The sequence below is a fragment of the Cupriavidus basilensis genome (assembly GCF_000832305.1).
GTDB classification, from domain to species: domain Bacteria; phylum Pseudomonadota; class Gammaproteobacteria; order Burkholderiales; family Burkholderiaceae; genus Cupriavidus; species Cupriavidus basilensis_F.
Genome location: NZ_CP010537.1, coordinates 3,595,120 through 3,609,816, shown reverse-complemented (window position 1 = coordinate 3,609,816; position 14,697 = coordinate 3,595,120). Strand labels below are relative to the sequence as shown.

Here is a 14,697-nt window from a genome sequence, read left to right as displayed (position 1 = left end):
GGATTTCCGGGTGCGTCGATTCACGGATTGACCGTTGGTCTTCTCCCCTCTCCCACTTGTGGGAGAGGGAGTAACAGCCGTCGTCATTTCAAGCGGCGTTGGCGCAGCCTGTCAGCTTCGCCCGTTCTCGTCCAGCATCAAGGTGCCGATCCGGGCGGGAGACAGCGGCGGGCGCGGTGTGGACTGCGCCCAGCCGAACAGGAGCCGCCCGGCCGTGACGCAGACACGTCCCTGGCAGGCACCCATGCCGCAGCGGCTCTGCATCCTGGCCTGCCAGGCATCCGGATGCGCACGGATGGCCGATAGCGGCACGTCCTCGCAGCGGCACAGCGGCGTGTCGGCGCGGGCCAGCGTCCCAAGCACAGGGTCGAGCGCGAAAGCGGTCCGCACGCGTTGCGCGAACGCGTGCCAGCGCGCGCGCTTCGCCGTCAGCGCGCTGGCCCGCTCGTCGGCGCCCGCGGCCGCGTAGCCGGCGATCCTGCCTTCGATCAGGGCCAGCTCGCTGCCGCCGATACCCGTGCATTCGCCCGCCGCATAGACGTGAGGCAGGCCGGTGCGCTGGAGCGCATCGACGGCAATCGCATCCGATACGGCGTCGAGCGCGCAGCCCAGCAGCACGGCCAGCCCGGTATTCGGCACCAGCCCGAAGCCGCACGCCAGCCGGTCGCAGGCAAGCGCCACGGTACGCCCGCCCTGGCGGATGCGCACTGCTTGCAGGCGCTCCTCACCCAGTGCCTCCAGCACATGGGAGCTCGCCCGATAGTGGCCATCGAGCAGCGCCACCGCCTGTGCCGCCTTGGACGGCCAGCGCCACAGCGCGCCAGCAAAACGCGTCAGGCGTGACAGCGGCGCCTGCTCGGCAATGCGCGCAACGTGCGCGCCGTGCCGGCGCGCAGTGGCGGCCGCCGCCAGCAGCAGCGGCCCGCTGCCGGCTATGACGATGCGCTCGCCCCTGACCGGCGTGCCCGCCTTGACCAGAGCCTGTAACCCGCCCGCCCCGGTCACGCCGGGCAGGGTCCAGCCGGGAAAAGGCAGCAGCAGTTCGCGCGCACCGGTGCACAGGATCAGGTTGCGGAATTGCAGGTGCATGGCGCTCTCGTCGTTCTCGACCAGCAGCGTGCGGGACGCTGGCGCCGCGATGACGCGCGTCGAGGCGAACAGCGCGATGCGGTCTTGCGCGGCGATGGCGTGGCGCAGGCTGCGCGCCTGCCATGGCAGCCGCCCGCCCGGCCCGTCGCGCCAGATCTGCCCGCCGGGCGCCGGGTTGTCATCGATCAGTGCGACGCTGCAGCCGCTCGCGGCCGCCGCGCGCGCCGCCGCCATGCCCGCGGGCCCGGCGCCGACGATCAGCACGTCGTAGCGGCGCTGGCAAGAGGCCGGTGCCTGGCCGATGCCGGATTGCTGCGGGCTCATGGCGTGCGCTCCAGCACCATGCCCTCCCGGCACGTGATCTGGCACGCCAGCCGGCGCCGGGCGTCGATGGTCATGCGGCATTCCTGGCAAATGCCCATGCCGCAAAACGGCGCGCGCGGCCCGCCGCCGCAGGCGCGGCGGGTGAATGGCCGGTCGCTATAGGCCACGGCCGCCGCCACGGAGATACCCGCCGGCACCCGCAGCGCACTGCCATCCAGGAGGACGTTCACAGTCGGGTTACCGGCTCGGTTGCGTTTCATGCTTGTTCTCCCTGCCGGGGCCAGGAGCGGTCTGCGTGGCTGCGGCGAAGCGGCTGAAGGAAAAAGGCGCCGGATCGACCGGGGCCCGGTGGCCCAGCAGCAGCGCCGCCAGCAGGCGCGCGCTGGCGGGCGCGGTGGTCACGCCCAGGCCCTCGTGGCCCACCGCCAGCCACAGGCCCGGCTGTCCGGGGTGGGCGCCGACGATGGGCAGCCCGTCGGGCGTGGCGGCGCGAAAGCCGGTCCAGCAGCGGATCGCGTTCATGTCGGCGAGGGCGGGCAGGTAGGCGGTGGCGCGCCGGAGCATGCGGGCCATCACCTGGGTGTCCACCGCGGCATCGAGGCTGTCAAACTGGCGCGACGAGCCGATCAGCAACTGGCCCGTTGGGCGCGGTTGCACATTGAAGGCGACCGAGATCCCGTCGCTGTGGTGCGCGCTCGCGGCATAGCCGAGTTCGACCAGCTGATGGTTCACGCAGGCCGGGTAGCGGTCGGTAATGACGAGATGCCCCTTCCTGGCGCGGATCGGCAGCGCTGGCAGCAGTTGCGTGGCCTGGATGCCGTTGGCGACGACGACCGCGGCGGCGGTGAGCCGCCTGCCGTCTTCCAGGGTGACATGGTTTGCCTGCACCGCGCTCACCGTGGCGTGCAGGAGGCTTATCCGCGACGCCCTCTGCGCGAGCAGCCATGATGCCACGGCCGGGGCGTAGACGATGGCGTCACCCGCGACCTTGAGCGCTCCCGCCAGGCCCGGCCGCAGCATGGGCTCGTGGCGCGCCAGTTCGCCGCCATCCAGCATGGCGCACGGGATGCCCTGCGCCCGCAGCGCGTCCTGGCGCTGGCGGGCCAGCGCCATTTCCGCGGCATCGCCGGCCACCCACAGCGTGCCGCACTGGCGATAGGCGCAGCCAGGCGGCATGTCGCGGGCGAGCTCCCGCCAGAGCCTGAGCGAGCAGGCGCACAGGTCGCGTTCTGGCGCGGTGTCGTCCATCATCACCAAATGGCCCATGCCCGCATGGGTGGCGCCGCCGGCGCGGCTGTCCAGCACGCAGACATCCAGCCCGTGCCCGGCCAGTTCGAAGGCGCAGGCCGCGCCGACGATCCCGGCGCCGATGACGATGACATCGCCGTAAGCCTGCGCGGGCTTCATGTGCCGATACCCCGGGCGCCGATACCCCGGGCGCCGATGCCCCAGGCGAAGGGATCGTCGTGCGCGATCAGCAGCGTGGCCTCGGCATACACATGGGCGTGGCCGTGCACGGTCGGGATGATGCGGCCCGGTTCGTTGGCGGGCGCATAGTGCGCCACGAAGCGGCTGCCGGTCACGCTGGCCTGGCGCCAGGGTGTGCCGGGCGCGAGCTTGCCGTCCGCGGCCAGGCAGGCGAGCTTGGCGCTGGTGCCGGTGCCACAGGGAGAGCGGTCGTAGGCCTTGCCCGGGCACAGCACGAAGTTGCGGCTGTCGGCGTCATCGGCGCCGTCGGGCGTGCAGAACAGTTCGATATGGTCGACCGGCGCGCCGTGCGGCGCCGCGATGCCCGCCCGTTCGAGTGCCTGCCGCACGGCCCAGGCGAACGCGGTCAGTGCATCGAGGTTGTCGCGCTCGATGCGCTGGCCATGGGATTCGGTCAGGAAGAACCAGTTGCCGCCCCAGGCGATGTCGCCGGTGACGCGGCCGTGGCCCGGCACGTCGACGGCTACCGCATGCCGGTAGCGCCAGGCGGGCACATTGCGCACGCCGACCGAGCCGTCTTCATGCAACGTGGCCTCCACTGTGCCCACCGGCGTATCGATCCGGTGCCGCCCCGGCGCGATGCGCCCGAGATGTGCCAGCGAGGCCACCAGCCCGATGGTGCCGTGGCCGCACATGCCCAGGTAGCCGCTGTTGTTGAAGAAGATCACGCCCGCGCAGGCATCGGCGGATACCGGCGGGCACAGCAGCGCGCCTACCATCACGTCGCTGCCGCGCGGCTCCAGCACGGTGGCGGCGCGCCAGTGGTCGTACTCGCGCGCGAGCCGGTCCAGCCGCGCGGCCATGCTGGCGCGGCCGAGATCGGGGAAGCCGTCGATGACCAGCCGGGTGGGTTCGCCGCCGGTGTGGGAGTCGATCACCCTGATCCGGCGGGGAGCGGGCGGTGAAGACGCCGTGGGGCGTGCAGGGGAAGGCAGGGCGTGCGCAGGCATGGCGGGAATGCCCAGGGGGCCAGGAGTGGATGACCCCTACAGCGTGGCATGACCGCTCCCTGCCGGCTTGTCGCCTTTCCCCAGCGGCGGCGACGAAATCGGCATAGTGGCAAGCCGCTGCCCACCGCTTGCCGCAGGGGCCTCAGATGCCGATGAACTCCGTGAACTCTCCCAGCGGTGCGCGCGTGGCGCGCAACTGGTTGACCGCCGCTGCCGGATCCTCGTAGCCGATCGCCATGCCGGTAAACAGCATGCGTTCGGCGGGCAGGGAGAGAAAGCCCGCAATGGTTTCCGGATACATCGCCCAGCATTCTTGCGCGCAGCTGTCCAGCCCGTGCTCGCGCAGCAGCAGCATCACCGTTTGCAGGTACATGCCCAGGTCCGACCATTGCGGCGGGCCCATGCGGCGGTCCACCGTGCAGAACAACGCCAGCGGCGCGCCGAAGAACGTGAAGTTATTGGCAAACTGGGCAAGGCGCGCCGGCTTGTTCTCGCGCGGGATGCCCAGGCAGCGATAGAGGTCCTCGCCTACCTGGAAGCGCCGTTCGCGATAAGGCGAGACCAGCTCGCGCGGGTAGACGTCATACTCGGTCCCTTCGCCGCGGGGCGCGCCGGCGACGCGTTCGCGCATGGTGGCCTTGAGCCGCGCCAGCGGCTCGCCGCCCACCACGTGCAGGTGCCACGGCTGCAGGTTGCCGCCCGATGGCGCGCGCGCGGCCTGCTCCAGCACGTCGCGGATGATCTCCGGCGGCACCGGCGTGGGAAGGAAGCCGCGCACCGATTTGCGGCTCTGGACTGCCATGCTGACTTTCACGCAGTTCTCCTTGGGGATCAGATAAAGGGCGGCTCGTTGCCCCAGTCGAAGAAGTCCGGCATGTCCTGCGACACGCGCTCGGGGAAGCTGGCCGGGCGCTTTTCCAGGAAGGCGCTGACGCCTTCCTTGACGTCGGCCGACTGGCCGCGCGACTGGATCGCGCGGCTGTCCAGGCGGTGCGCCTCCATCGGGTGGCTGGCCCCGGCCATGCGCCAGATCAACTGGCGCGAGATGGCGACGGAAACCGGCGCGGCATTGTCGGCGATCTCACGGGCCAGCGCCTGCGCGGCCGGCAACAGGTCCTCGGGGGCGTGCAGCGAGCGCACCAGCCCGCGCTCCAGCGCCTCCTGCGCCGAGAACACGCGGCCGGTGTAGCACCATTCCAGCGCGGTGGAAATGCCCACCACGCGCGACAGGAACCACGACGATGCCGCCTCGGGCGTGATGCCGCGGCGCGCGAACACGAAGCCGAACCTGGCATCGGTCGAGGCCAGGCGGATGTCCATCGGCAACTGCATGGTCACGCCGATGCCCACCGCCGGCCCGTTGACCGCCGCGATGACCGGCTTGAGGCTGCGGAAGATGCGCAGCGCCACGCGTCCGCCGCCATCGCGGTGGGCGGCTTCCTGGCTGGCGCCGTAGCGCTTCTCGTAATCGAAGGTGGAGCCGCCGGAGGACAGGTCGGCGCCGGCGCAGAAGGCGCGCCCGGAGCCGGTGACGATCACCGCGCGGACATCGTCGTCGGCGTCGGTGGCGTCAAAGGCGTCGATGAGGTCCTGCATCATGCGCGGGGTGAAGGCGTTGAGCTTTTCCGGGCGGTGCAGGGTGATGGTGGCGACGCCCTTGTCGACGGCGTATTGCAGGGTCTCGAAGCTGGGGGGGATGGCTGGGTTCGGGGTGCTCATGGCTGGCCTTGGCTCTCTCGAAATGGGTGTGGGTAAGGTAGTGCAGAATCGGGCGCCTGCAATCGTCGAATCCGACGAGGTAGGGACGGCAGCGCCGCCGTAGACTGGCGCCAGGACGCCTGGCGGCCTGAGCCAGGCAGAAGACCGAGCATGGAACACAAAGACCAGAAGCCAGAAGGAACATCATGAAGACGCGCATCACCGAATTGCTGGGCACCCGCTACCCCATCATCCAGGGCGGCATGCAGTGGGTTGGCTACGCCGAGATGGCCGCCGCGGTCTCCAACGCCGGCGGGCTTGGCGTGCTCACCGCGCTGACCCAGCCCACCCCGGAAGCGCTGGCCGCGGAGATCCGGCGCACCCGCGAGCTGACCGACCAGCCCTTTGGCGTCAACCTGACGCTGCTGCCCTCCATCAACCCGCCGCCGTACGCCCGCTACCTCGATGTGATCATCGAAAGCGGCATCAAAGTGCTGGAGACGGCGGGCAACAATCCCAAGGAGCATATCGCGCGCGCCAAGGCGGCCGGCATCAAGGTGATCCACAAGTGCGTGGCGATCCGTCATGCGATGTCGGCCGAGCGCCTGGGCGTGGACGCAGTGTCCATCGACGGTTTCGAGTGCGCGGGCCACCCGGGCGAGGACGACGTCCCGGGCATGGTGCTGATCCCGCTGGCCGCGCGCCGGCTGGGCATTCCGGTGATTGCCTCGGGCGGCATTGCCGACGGGCGCGGCATGGCGGCGGCACTGGTGCTGGGCGCGGAGGGCATCAACATGGGCACGCGCTTTTGCGCCACGCGCGAGGCGCCGATCCACCACAACGTCAAGCAGGCCCTGGTGGACGCCAGCGAGCGCGACACCAACCTGATCTTCCGCACGCTGCACAATACCGCGCGCGTGCTCAAGAACGCCATCTCCGATGAGGTCGTCACCATCGAGCGCCAGCCGGGCGGCGCCCAGTTCGAGGACGTCAAGCACCTGGTGGCGGGCGTACGCGGCAAGGCCGCGCTCGCCGCCGGCGAGACCGACGGCGGAATCATCAGCGCCGGCCAGTGCGTGGGCCTGATCGACGACATCCCGACCTGCGCCGAGCTGATCGAGCGCATGGTGGCCGAATGCCGCGAGCAGCTCGGGGTGGCCTCGCGCTACTTCGCGGCGTAAGGCGGCACAGCCATGGCCCAAGCCAGTCAACTTTCCGATGCCGGCCCGGGCGTGGGGCAATCCGATGTGGCCGAGGCGCCGCCGCCGGGCTTTGTCGCATTGCGCGGCGCCAAGGGCTTCCTCGAGAACTTCGGACAGATCTACGTGGACCGGGCGCGGCGCGTAGTGGCCATCCGCATCGGGCCGCATCACCTCAACCCGCTTGGCATCCCGCACGGCGGCATGCTGGCCACGCTGGCCGACACCGCCATCGGCATGATGATGGCGCTGGAGACTGAGCGCAAGCAGCCGGCGGTGACGGTCAACCTCAGCATGGACTACTTCGATGCCGCGCGGGTGGGCGACTGGGTGGAGGCGCACGTCGAGTTCGACAAGCTGGGCTCCCGGCTGCGCTTCGGCGGTTGCCGCCTGATGGCCGGGGAGCGTTGCCTGCTGCGCGCCACCGCCATCTTCTCGGTGCTCACGCCGCGAGCGTGATGCGCCGCCGCCGCCGCCGCTTGGCGCGTCGGCTGCGCCGCGCAATCGTCGCTTCCGACGACGCCGGGCGCCCCGCTGCTGCGCCAGAATCCGCAACAGGATAACGAGGCTTGGCCGTGCCCTTCCCGGGACACGGCCATTACGGGCGGGTTCGCCCCGGAACGACAAGAGGAGACGACATGGCAGAGGCATACATCGTAGCGGCCGCGCGCACCGCGGGCGGGCGCAAGGGCGGCAAGCTGGCAGGCTGGCATCCGGCGGATCTCGCCGCGCAGGTGCTGAATGCGCTGGTTGCGCGCAGCGGCGCCGATCCGGCACTGATCGACGACGTGATCATGGGCTGCGTCGGCCAGGCCGGCGAGCAGGCCGGCAACGTGGCGCGCAACGCCGTGCTGGCCTCGAAGCTGCCGCAAAGCGTGCCCGGCACCTCGGTCGACCGCCAGTGCGGCTCGTCGCAACAAGCCCTGCACTTCGCCGCGCAGGCGGTGATGTCCGGCACCATGGACATCGTGATCGCCGCCGGCGTGGAAAGCATGACCCGCGTGCCGATGGGCTTGCCCTCCACGCTGCCCTTCAAGAACGGCTTCGGCAGCTCGATGAGTCCGGCCATGCAGGAACGCTATCCCGGTGTGAAGTTCAGCCAGTTCACCGGCGCCGAGATGATGTCACGCAAGTACGGCCTCACGCGGGACGACCTGGACCGCTACGCGCTGGAAAGCCACCGCCGCGCCATCGCCGCCACGCAGGCCGGCCGCTTCAAGGACGAGATCGTGCCCGTGGCCGTGCGCGCCGCGGACGGCAGCGCCAACGGCGAGCTGCATACGGTGGACGAAGGCATCCGCTTTGAAGCCAGCCTGGAATCCATCTCCAGCGTCAAGCTGATCGAGGAAGGCGGCACCGTCACCGCCGCCAGCGCCAGCCAGATCTGCGATGGCGCGGCGGGGCTGATGGTGGTCAACGAAGCCGGCCTGAAGAAGCTGGGCGTCAAGCCGCTGGCACGCATTCACCATATGTCGGTGCTGGGCCATGATCCGGTGATCATGCTGGAAGCACCGTTGCCGGCCACGCTGCGGGCGCTGGACAAGGCCGGCATGAAGATCGGCGATATCGACCTGTTCGAGATCAATGAAGCGTTTGCGCCGGTGCCGCTGGCCTGGTTGCAGACCACGGGCGCTGATCCGGCGCGCATGAATGTGAATGGCGGGGCGATTGCGCTGGGGCATCCGCTTGGTGGATCGGGGGCTAAGCTGATGACCACGCTGGTGCATGCGCTGCATGCGCAGGGGAAGCGGTATGGGTTGCAGACGATGTGCGAGGGTGGGGGGATGGCGAATGTGACTATTGTCGAGCGGCTGTAGGGTTGTAGGGCTGTGGTTCCTGGGGGGCTTCGCTGCTTTTCGCGGTCCCCCCAGCAGCAACAACAGGCCTGTCCCCCCCGGGACCTCAAGCAAACGTAATGGCATCCCGCCGGTCAAGCCGATCCAGATGCGGCAGACTATTAAAACTGAGCAATCGCTGCATCCCGCGCCCGGAAATAATCTCGCAAAACGCCGTATTCCGAAACTGCAGATTCAACTCGATCGCAGTCTGCGCCGGCGCACCCAGCAAATCCGCGGTAGCCCGTCCGATCGCCCCGCCGGAACTGACAACCAACACCGCGTCCTCCCGCGAAGCCCCTTGCGTGGCATGCAGCAAGCTATCGCGGATCCGCCCGCCAAACTCCGCCCATGATTCCGGCATGCCCACCAGTTGATCCAGCGTCCAGGCCTGATACGCCGCGCGGAATGTGCGCCAGTAGTCGTTGTAGTCAGCGTTCTGGTGCGCGCGATGATCCGCCCCGCCGGTATGGCTGCGGTACAGCGCTTCGCCATCGTATTCGTTGAGGCCGAGGTGGGTTTCGATGTTCGTCTGGACCGGCACATCGCCGGCCCCCATGCCGGCCAGGATCTCCAGGGCGGTGTCCTGCTGGCGCACCAGCGAACCAGCAACCACCCGCTTGAACGCGACGCCGCGCTCGCGGAAGTACTCGCCCAGCCAGCGGGCCTGTTGCCGGCCGGTGTCGGAGAGGCAGTCGTAGTTGGCGGCGCCGAACGAGGCTTGACCGTGCCGTACCAGGAAGAGCGTTGCCATGCGTGATGTCGGCGCCGGTGGGCACCCGGGAAGCGGTAAAACGGGAATCGGCACGCGAACGCGGGAGCGCCGCGCGGGGTGCAGCCATTGTATGAGTGCCGGCCGCGGCGGCCAAGCTAAGCCGCGCCGGATTCATAGCGGTCATTGCCGCGCTGCATTATCCCGCTGCACAGCGGCAGGGTCAGTCCAAGCCATAGTCCAGCCTTAGTCCAGCCTTAGTCCAGCGTCACCCCGGTGTCCGCGGTCAGCTTGAGCACGCCCGGCAGGTAGGCCTTGTAGGCAGCCACTGCGTCGGCCGGCAGGTTGCCGATCGGCTCCGCGCCCATGTCCTCGATGCGCTGGCTGATCTGCGGCGTCTTCACCAGGGCGCTCACCTCGCGGCCCAGGCGCTCGACGATGTCGCCAGGCGTGCGTGCCGGGACCAGCAGCGTGATGGGGCCGGTCAGCTTGTACGGCTCGTCGGGATAGCCGGCTTCGGCAAAGGTTGGCACGTCGGGCAAGGCTTTGGCGCGCCGGGTGCCGGTGACGGCCAGCGCTCGCAGCTTGCCGCTGGCGAAGTGCTGCTTGAGCGAGGTCACCGAGCCAACCGTCATGTTGACCTGGCCGGCGAGCAGGTCGCTTACCATCGGGCCTTCGCCGCGATACGGCACGTGCAGGATATCGACGCCGTAGGTTTTGTCGAGGTAGGCCTGGATGGTGTGCGGCTGCGTGCCCGGGCCCCAGGAGCCCATGCGCAGCTTGCCGGGTTCCTTCCTGGCATAAGCGATCAGTTCCGCCACGGTCTTCACCGGCAGCGTGCCGTTGACGGCTAGCACCGTGCGCGCCATGGCGATGTCGGACACCTGGCGCAGGTCGGTGCGCGGGTCGTAGGGCAGCTTCTTGTAGAGGGCGAGATTGGCGGTGATGGGACCGGGGATGGTCAGCAGCAGCGTGTAGCCATCGGGCGCCGACTTGGCCACATAGTCGGTGCCGATGATGCCGCCGGCGCCGCCTTTGTTCTCCACTACCACGGTTTGTCCCAGCCGCTTGCCCAGGCCTTCGGCCAGCGTGCGCGAGAGCGTGTCGGTGAGGCCGCCGGCCGGGTAGGGCACAATCAGGTGCAGGGGCTTGGCGGGATAGCTGGCTTGCGCCTGGGCTGCCAGCGGCAGCAGTGCCGCGCACGCGCAGGCCAGCAGGACGGCCGCCTTCCCGCAGAACGGGCTGCGTATTGTCATGTCTTGTCTCCTCGGGCTCTTATGGGATCCGGCGCGCGCTCCGGGCAGAATGCGCGCGCCGGTATCGGGTCAGGCTTGATCGCGGCGGGAAACCACGCGCGGGACCGCGCGTTGTGCCGTTGTGATGTTGTGACGTTAAGGCGTCAGGCTGGCAGCGCCAGGTAGCCGGCCACCAGCCGGGTCATCTCGCCGGGCAGCCGTTCGTCGTCGAGCGGCAGCGGACCGGCGTCGTTGAGGATGGCATTGACCACGATGCTGAACACGGCTTGCATGGCAAAGCGCACGCGCATCTGCGCCTGCTCCGGCGGCACCGGCATGCGCGGCACCAGCAGCGCCACCATGCGTTCCACCACGTCTTGTCCGCTTTCGCGATGCGGCAGCCACTCTTCCGGGCGGACGGAGGCGTGCTTGAGCGATGCCTTGATCACGCCGCGGTTGGCGTGGCAGCCGAGCACCACGTAGCGCATGATTTTTTCCAGCATCACGTCGGTGGGCACGTCTTCCCAGCGTTCCACGCGCAGGTAGCGCGCCACGGAATCGCTGGTTTCCTGCATCACCAGCGCGCGCAGGGATTCGAAGAACGCCTGCTTGTCGCGGAAGCGGCCGTAGAAGGCCCCGACCGACACTTCGCAGGCGGAGGCGATCTGGGCAACCGACACCGCGGAGAAATCCCGCTGCGCCAGCAGTTCGCGGCCGGCGTCCAGCAGAGCCTGCTCGGTCTCGCGCGCGCGGCGCTGGCGCGGTGGCTGCAGGATCGACGGGGTTGCTACTGTCGGGAATGCGGAAGTCCCCTTGGACGGCTTGGCGGGGGACGCGGCAGAGGACGAGAGGGGCATGTTGATTCCGTATGCGAATTCTGATTCGGTTTTATGAACCATATGGTTACCACGGCGTTTCGTCAAGAAACGGTCTACATTTCCAATATGTGGAAATACATTCCGTTCTTTGACACAGAAAATGACGCCGCCCACACTGCGGTGCAAGGAGACAAGATGAACACGCCGGTCGAACAATTCATAGCCGAGCGCAGGAAAGAGGACCCGTCCTTCGGTGGCTTGCTGGCCAAGGGCTTTGCCTTGCTGCGCTGCTTCATCGACGAGTCCCGTCCGCTTGGCAACGGCGAGCTCGCCGAGCGCCTGCAGATGCCGCGCGCCACGGTGTCGCGCATCTGCCGCACGCTGTTCGAGTTGGGCTACCTGGATTGGGACCCCAAGCTCGACAAGTATTTCGTCGGCGCCCAGGTGCTGGCCCTGGGTTATCCCTACCTGGCCGGGCTGCCGGTGCGTCATGTGGCACGCCCGCTGATGCAGGCGCTGGCGGATCGTATCGAAGGCGCCGTATCGATGGGCGTGGCGCATCGGCTGGACGTGACCTACCTGCAGAGCTGCACGCATCACGAGGGCACGGCGGCGCGCCCCGGCGTGGGCGCGGTGCGCTCGGTGCTGAGCACGGCGATGGGCCGTGCCTTCCTGTGCACGCTTTCCAAGAGCGAGTTCGAGCAACTGATGCAGGCCGCGCGCCACGAGCGCGCCGAGGAGTACGCCGCCTGCTATGACACCATTTGCCACAACGTGGCGCATTACCCCAAGCGTGGCTTTGCCATCAATGAAGGCGACGCCGGCAGCGGCGTGCACGGCGTGGGCGTGTACTCGCGCATCGTCTACCTGAACCGCCCGCTGCTGTTCAACTGCGCGATCGCCGGCTCGCAAATGCGGCGCGGCATGCTGGAGAAGAAGATCGCGCCGCTGCTGATGGAGATGACCCGCACCATCGAATCCATGACGGGCCTGCGGCAATAGCCCGGCAGGCAGAGCAAGGCATGCGAAGCCACACGAAGCGGCACGAAGCCACACACACAGCGCCGGCACAGGCGCAAAACAAGACAAGCCATTCAAGGCCATCCGGAGACAACGCCATGCCCGATCTAGATTTCCTGCTGAAACCGCGTTCGGTCGCGGTCATCGGCGCGTCCACGCAGCCCGAGAAGGTGGGTGGCATGCCGATTCGCCTGCTGCGCGAGCTCGGCTACGCCGGGCGCATTTTTCCCGTGCATCCCACCGCCAGCGAGATCCAGGGCTTGCCCGCCTACGCGACGCTGGCCGCCATTGGCCAGCCCGTCGACCTGGCCATCGTCGCGGTGCCGGCGGTGGCGACGGAATCCGTGATGGCGCAACTGGCGCGAAACGGCACGCGCGCCGCGATCTTCTTCACCTCGGGCTTTGCCGAAGTGGGCGATGAGGGCCTGGCCATGCAAGTGGCGCTGGCCGAGAGCGCGCGCCGCCACGGTGTGGTCCTGCTCGGCCCCAATTGCCTGGGCGTGATGAATCTGCGCGAGCGCATGTTTGCCACGTTCTCGCCGATCCCGCTGACTGGCGTGCCGCCTGCGGGCGACGTGGGGCTGGTCAGCCAGAGCGGCGCGTTCGGCGCCTACGCCTTTGCGCTGGCGCGCGAGGCCGGGCTGGGCCTGAGCCATTGGGTGACCACTGGCAACGAAGCCGGCCTGCAGGTGGCCGATGTGATCGAGTGGATGGCGCAGGACAAAGATACCCGCGTGATCCTGGCGTATATGGAAGGCTGCCGCGATGGCGCGCGCTTGCGCCAGGCGCTGGCCGCCGCGCGTGCCGCCGGCAAGCCCGTGGTGATCACCAAGGTGGGCACCACCGAGGCAGGCGCGCGTTCGGCGCAGTCGCACACGGCCAGCCTGGCAGGAGAAGATGCGGTGTATCAGGCGGTGTTCGATGAGTACGGCGTGCATCGCGCCCATACGATCGAGGACTTCTTCCGCCTTGGCTACACGCTGTCACGCGGGCGCCGGCCGGCGCGCTGGCACAGCCCGAGCGGGTTGCTGGCCGACGCGGTGGCGCCGGTGGCCATCGTCACCGTGTCCGGCGGCGTCGGCATCATGATGGCCGATCGCGCCGAAGAGCTTGGCATGCCCATGCCGCCCATGCCCGCGGCAGCCGCCAAGGCGCTGCGTGAGAGCATCCCCTTTGCCAGCACCGCCAACCCGATTGATGTGACGGGGCAGGTGGTGGCCCAGCCCGCCGTGCTGCTCGACGCGATGGCCGGCGTGGCCACCTGCGGCGAGTACGGCAGCGTGGTGGCCTTCCTCGCCGGTGGCGCCAACGCGCCGCGCTTGTGGGAAGAACTGCAGCGCACCATCCGCGCGCTGCATGAGGACAAGCGCGCCGCGCCGCTGCTGCTTTCCGGCGTGGTCGATGACGACAAGCGGGCGTGGCTGGAAGCGCACGGCTGCCTGGTGTTCCGCGAACCGGCCCACGCCATCGAGGCCGTGGCAGCGCTGGCCCGCGCGGCAGCATGGGAAGCCGCCGCGAGCGTGCCGGTTGCCGAGGCCGCCGCGCCAGTCGGCGCGCTCCTGCGTGATGTGCCGGACGATGCCAGCGCGCTGTCCGAGTTCGACGCCATGCGGCTGCTGGCGGACGCCGGCGTGCCGGTGGCCGCGCACGGACTCGCGCGCGACGCCGATGAAGCCGTGGCGCTGGCGCAGCGCATCGGCTACCCGGTGGCGGTGAAGCTTTGCTCGGCACAGGTGCTGCACAAGAGCGACGCAGGCGGCGTGGCGCTCAACCTGACGGACGCCGCCGCGGTGCGCAAGGCCTTTGCCGCGATGCAGGCGGCGCTGGCCCGGGCCGATGCCAGCCTGCCCTTCGAGGGCGCGCTGGTGGCCCGCATGGTGCGCGGCTGGGGCGAACTGATGGTGGGCGTGCGGCGCGACCCGGTGTTCGGGCTGGTGGTGCTGGCCGGCATCGGCGGCACCGCGGTGGAGATCTTCCGGCAGATGGCCTTTGGCCTGGCGCCGTTGTCGCCCGAGCGCGCCCGCGCCATGCTCGAGCACAGCCGCGCGGCGGTACTGTTTGCCGGCCATCGCGGCAACCCGGTGCTGCCGCTGGCACAGGCTGCCGACTTGCTGGTGCGTGTGTCGAAGGTGGCCGCGGCGCTGGGTCCCCGGCTCGACACGCTGGAGATCAACCCATTCATCATCGGCGCCGATGGCGCAGTGGCGGCGGATGCCGTGATCACCTTGCTGCCGGCGGGCGGATCGAGGGCATGACCGCGATGGCGTAGCAAGCAAGCTTGACCCTGCCGCGCAACCCGTTACCGGCACAGACCGGACGCGCGGATGGG

General features: G+C 69.2%; 14 protein-coding genes. 5 read left to right on the top strand and 9 right to left on the bottom strand.

What is annotated here, in order from left to right; genetic code table 11:
- Positions 1 to 111: 111 nt before the first annotated feature.
- From RR42_RS36360 to RR42_RS36335, 6 genes are all read right to left on the bottom strand, one after another.
- Positions 112 to 1,413 carry an NAD(P)/FAD-dependent oxidoreductase gene (locus RR42_RS36360; RefSeq protein WP_052495204.1) on the bottom strand — a complete coding sequence of 434 codons (1,302 nt, stop codon included), beginning with the start codon at positions 1,411 to 1,413 and terminating at the stop codon, positions 112 to 114.
- Positions 1,410 to 1,673: a 2Fe-2S iron-sulfur cluster-binding protein gene (locus tag RR42_RS36355; RefSeq protein ID WP_201777379.1), complete on the bottom strand. Its 264-nt coding sequence runs from the start codon at positions 1,671 to 1,673 to the stop codon at positions 1,410 to 1,412. The genes RR42_RS36360 and RR42_RS36355 overlap by 4 nt, the downstream gene beginning before the upstream one ends.
- Positions 1,651 to 2,820, bottom strand: a complete 1,170-nt coding sequence (locus tag RR42_RS36350; protein WP_052495203.1) for an NAD(P)/FAD-dependent oxidoreductase — start codon at positions 2,818 to 2,820, stop codon at positions 1,651 to 1,653. Before RR42_RS36350 ends, RR42_RS36355 begins: the two co-directional genes overlap by 23 nt.
- On the bottom strand, positions 2,817 to 3,851 hold the full coding sequence (locus RR42_RS36345) for a 4-hydroxyproline epimerase (RefSeq protein ID WP_052495202.1): 1,035 nt from the start codon (positions 3,849 to 3,851) through the stop codon (positions 2,817 to 2,819). The genes RR42_RS36350 and RR42_RS36345 overlap by 4 nt, the downstream gene beginning before the upstream one ends.
- A 142-nt stretch (positions 3,852 to 3,993) precedes the next feature.
- A complete protein-coding gene (locus tag RR42_RS36340) occupies positions 3,994 to 4,665 on the bottom strand; it encodes a nitroreductase (protein ID WP_043357174.1) in 672 nt (223 codons plus the stop codon).
- Positions 4,666 to 4,682: 17 nt separating this feature from the next.
- A complete protein-coding gene (locus RR42_RS36335) occupies positions 4,683 to 5,570 on the bottom strand; it encodes a crotonase/enoyl-CoA hydratase family protein (protein ID WP_043357172.1) in 888 nt (295 codons plus the stop codon).
- Positions 5,571 to 5,755: 185 nt separating this feature from the next.
- On the opposite strand from RR42_RS36335, the gene RR42_RS36330 reads away from it, so the two are divergent.
- From RR42_RS36330 to RR42_RS36320, 3 genes are all read left to right on the top strand, one after another.
- Positions 5,756 to 6,730: an NAD(P)H-dependent flavin oxidoreductase gene (locus tag RR42_RS36330; RefSeq protein WP_043357169.1), complete on the top strand. Its 975-nt coding sequence runs from the start codon at positions 5,756 to 5,758 to the stop codon at positions 6,728 to 6,730.
- A 12-nt stretch (positions 6,731 to 6,742) separates the two neighbouring features.
- Complete coding sequence (locus tag RR42_RS36325) at positions 6,743 to 7,207, top strand: PaaI family thioesterase (RefSeq protein ID WP_043357166.1); 465 nt, start codon at positions 6,743 to 6,745, stop codon at positions 7,205 to 7,207.
- Positions 7,208 to 7,386: 179 nt separating this feature from the next.
- Positions 7,387 to 8,565: an acetyl-CoA C-acetyltransferase gene (locus tag RR42_RS36320; protein ID WP_043357164.1), complete on the top strand. Its 1,179-nt coding sequence runs from the start codon at positions 7,387 to 7,389 to the stop codon at positions 8,563 to 8,565.
- An 85-nt stretch (positions 8,566 to 8,650) separates the two neighbouring features.
- Here RR42_RS36320 and RR42_RS36315 read toward each other — a convergent pair whose 3' ends face one another.
- From RR42_RS36315 to RR42_RS36305, 3 genes are all read right to left on the bottom strand, one after another.
- Positions 8,651 to 9,337 (bottom strand): histidine phosphatase family protein, encoded by a 687-nt coding sequence (locus RR42_RS36315; RefSeq protein ID WP_043357162.1) that lies wholly within the window; start codon positions 9,335 to 9,337, stop codon positions 8,651 to 8,653.
- Positions 9,338 to 9,552: 215 nt separating this feature from the next.
- On the bottom strand, positions 9,553 to 10,551 hold the full coding sequence (locus tag RR42_RS36310; RefSeq protein WP_043357160.1) for a Bug family tripartite tricarboxylate transporter substrate binding protein: 999 nt from the start codon (positions 10,549 to 10,551) through the stop codon (positions 9,553 to 9,555).
- A 143-nt stretch (positions 10,552 to 10,694) separates the two neighbouring features.
- Positions 10,695 to 11,387: a TetR/AcrR family transcriptional regulator gene (locus RR42_RS36305; protein ID WP_043357158.1), complete on the bottom strand. Its 693-nt coding sequence runs from the start codon at positions 11,385 to 11,387 to the stop codon at positions 10,695 to 10,697.
- 156 nt (positions 11,388 to 11,543) lie between these two features.
- Here RR42_RS36305 and RR42_RS36300 point away from each other — a divergent pair, with 156 nt between their 5' ends.
- Together RR42_RS36300 and RR42_RS36295 are read left to right on the top strand one after the other, a co-directional pair.
- Positions 11,544 to 12,350, top strand: a complete 807-nt coding sequence (locus RR42_RS36300) for an IclR family transcriptional regulator (RefSeq protein ID WP_043358555.1) — start codon at positions 11,544 to 11,546, stop codon at positions 12,348 to 12,350.
- A 116-nt stretch (positions 12,351 to 12,466) separates the two neighbouring features.
- On the top strand, positions 12,467 to 14,623 hold the full coding sequence (locus RR42_RS36295; protein WP_043357156.1) for an acetate--CoA ligase family protein: 2,157 nt from the start codon (positions 12,467 to 12,469) through the stop codon (positions 14,621 to 14,623).
- The last annotated feature ends 74 nt before the right edge of the window (positions 14,624 to 14,697 follow it).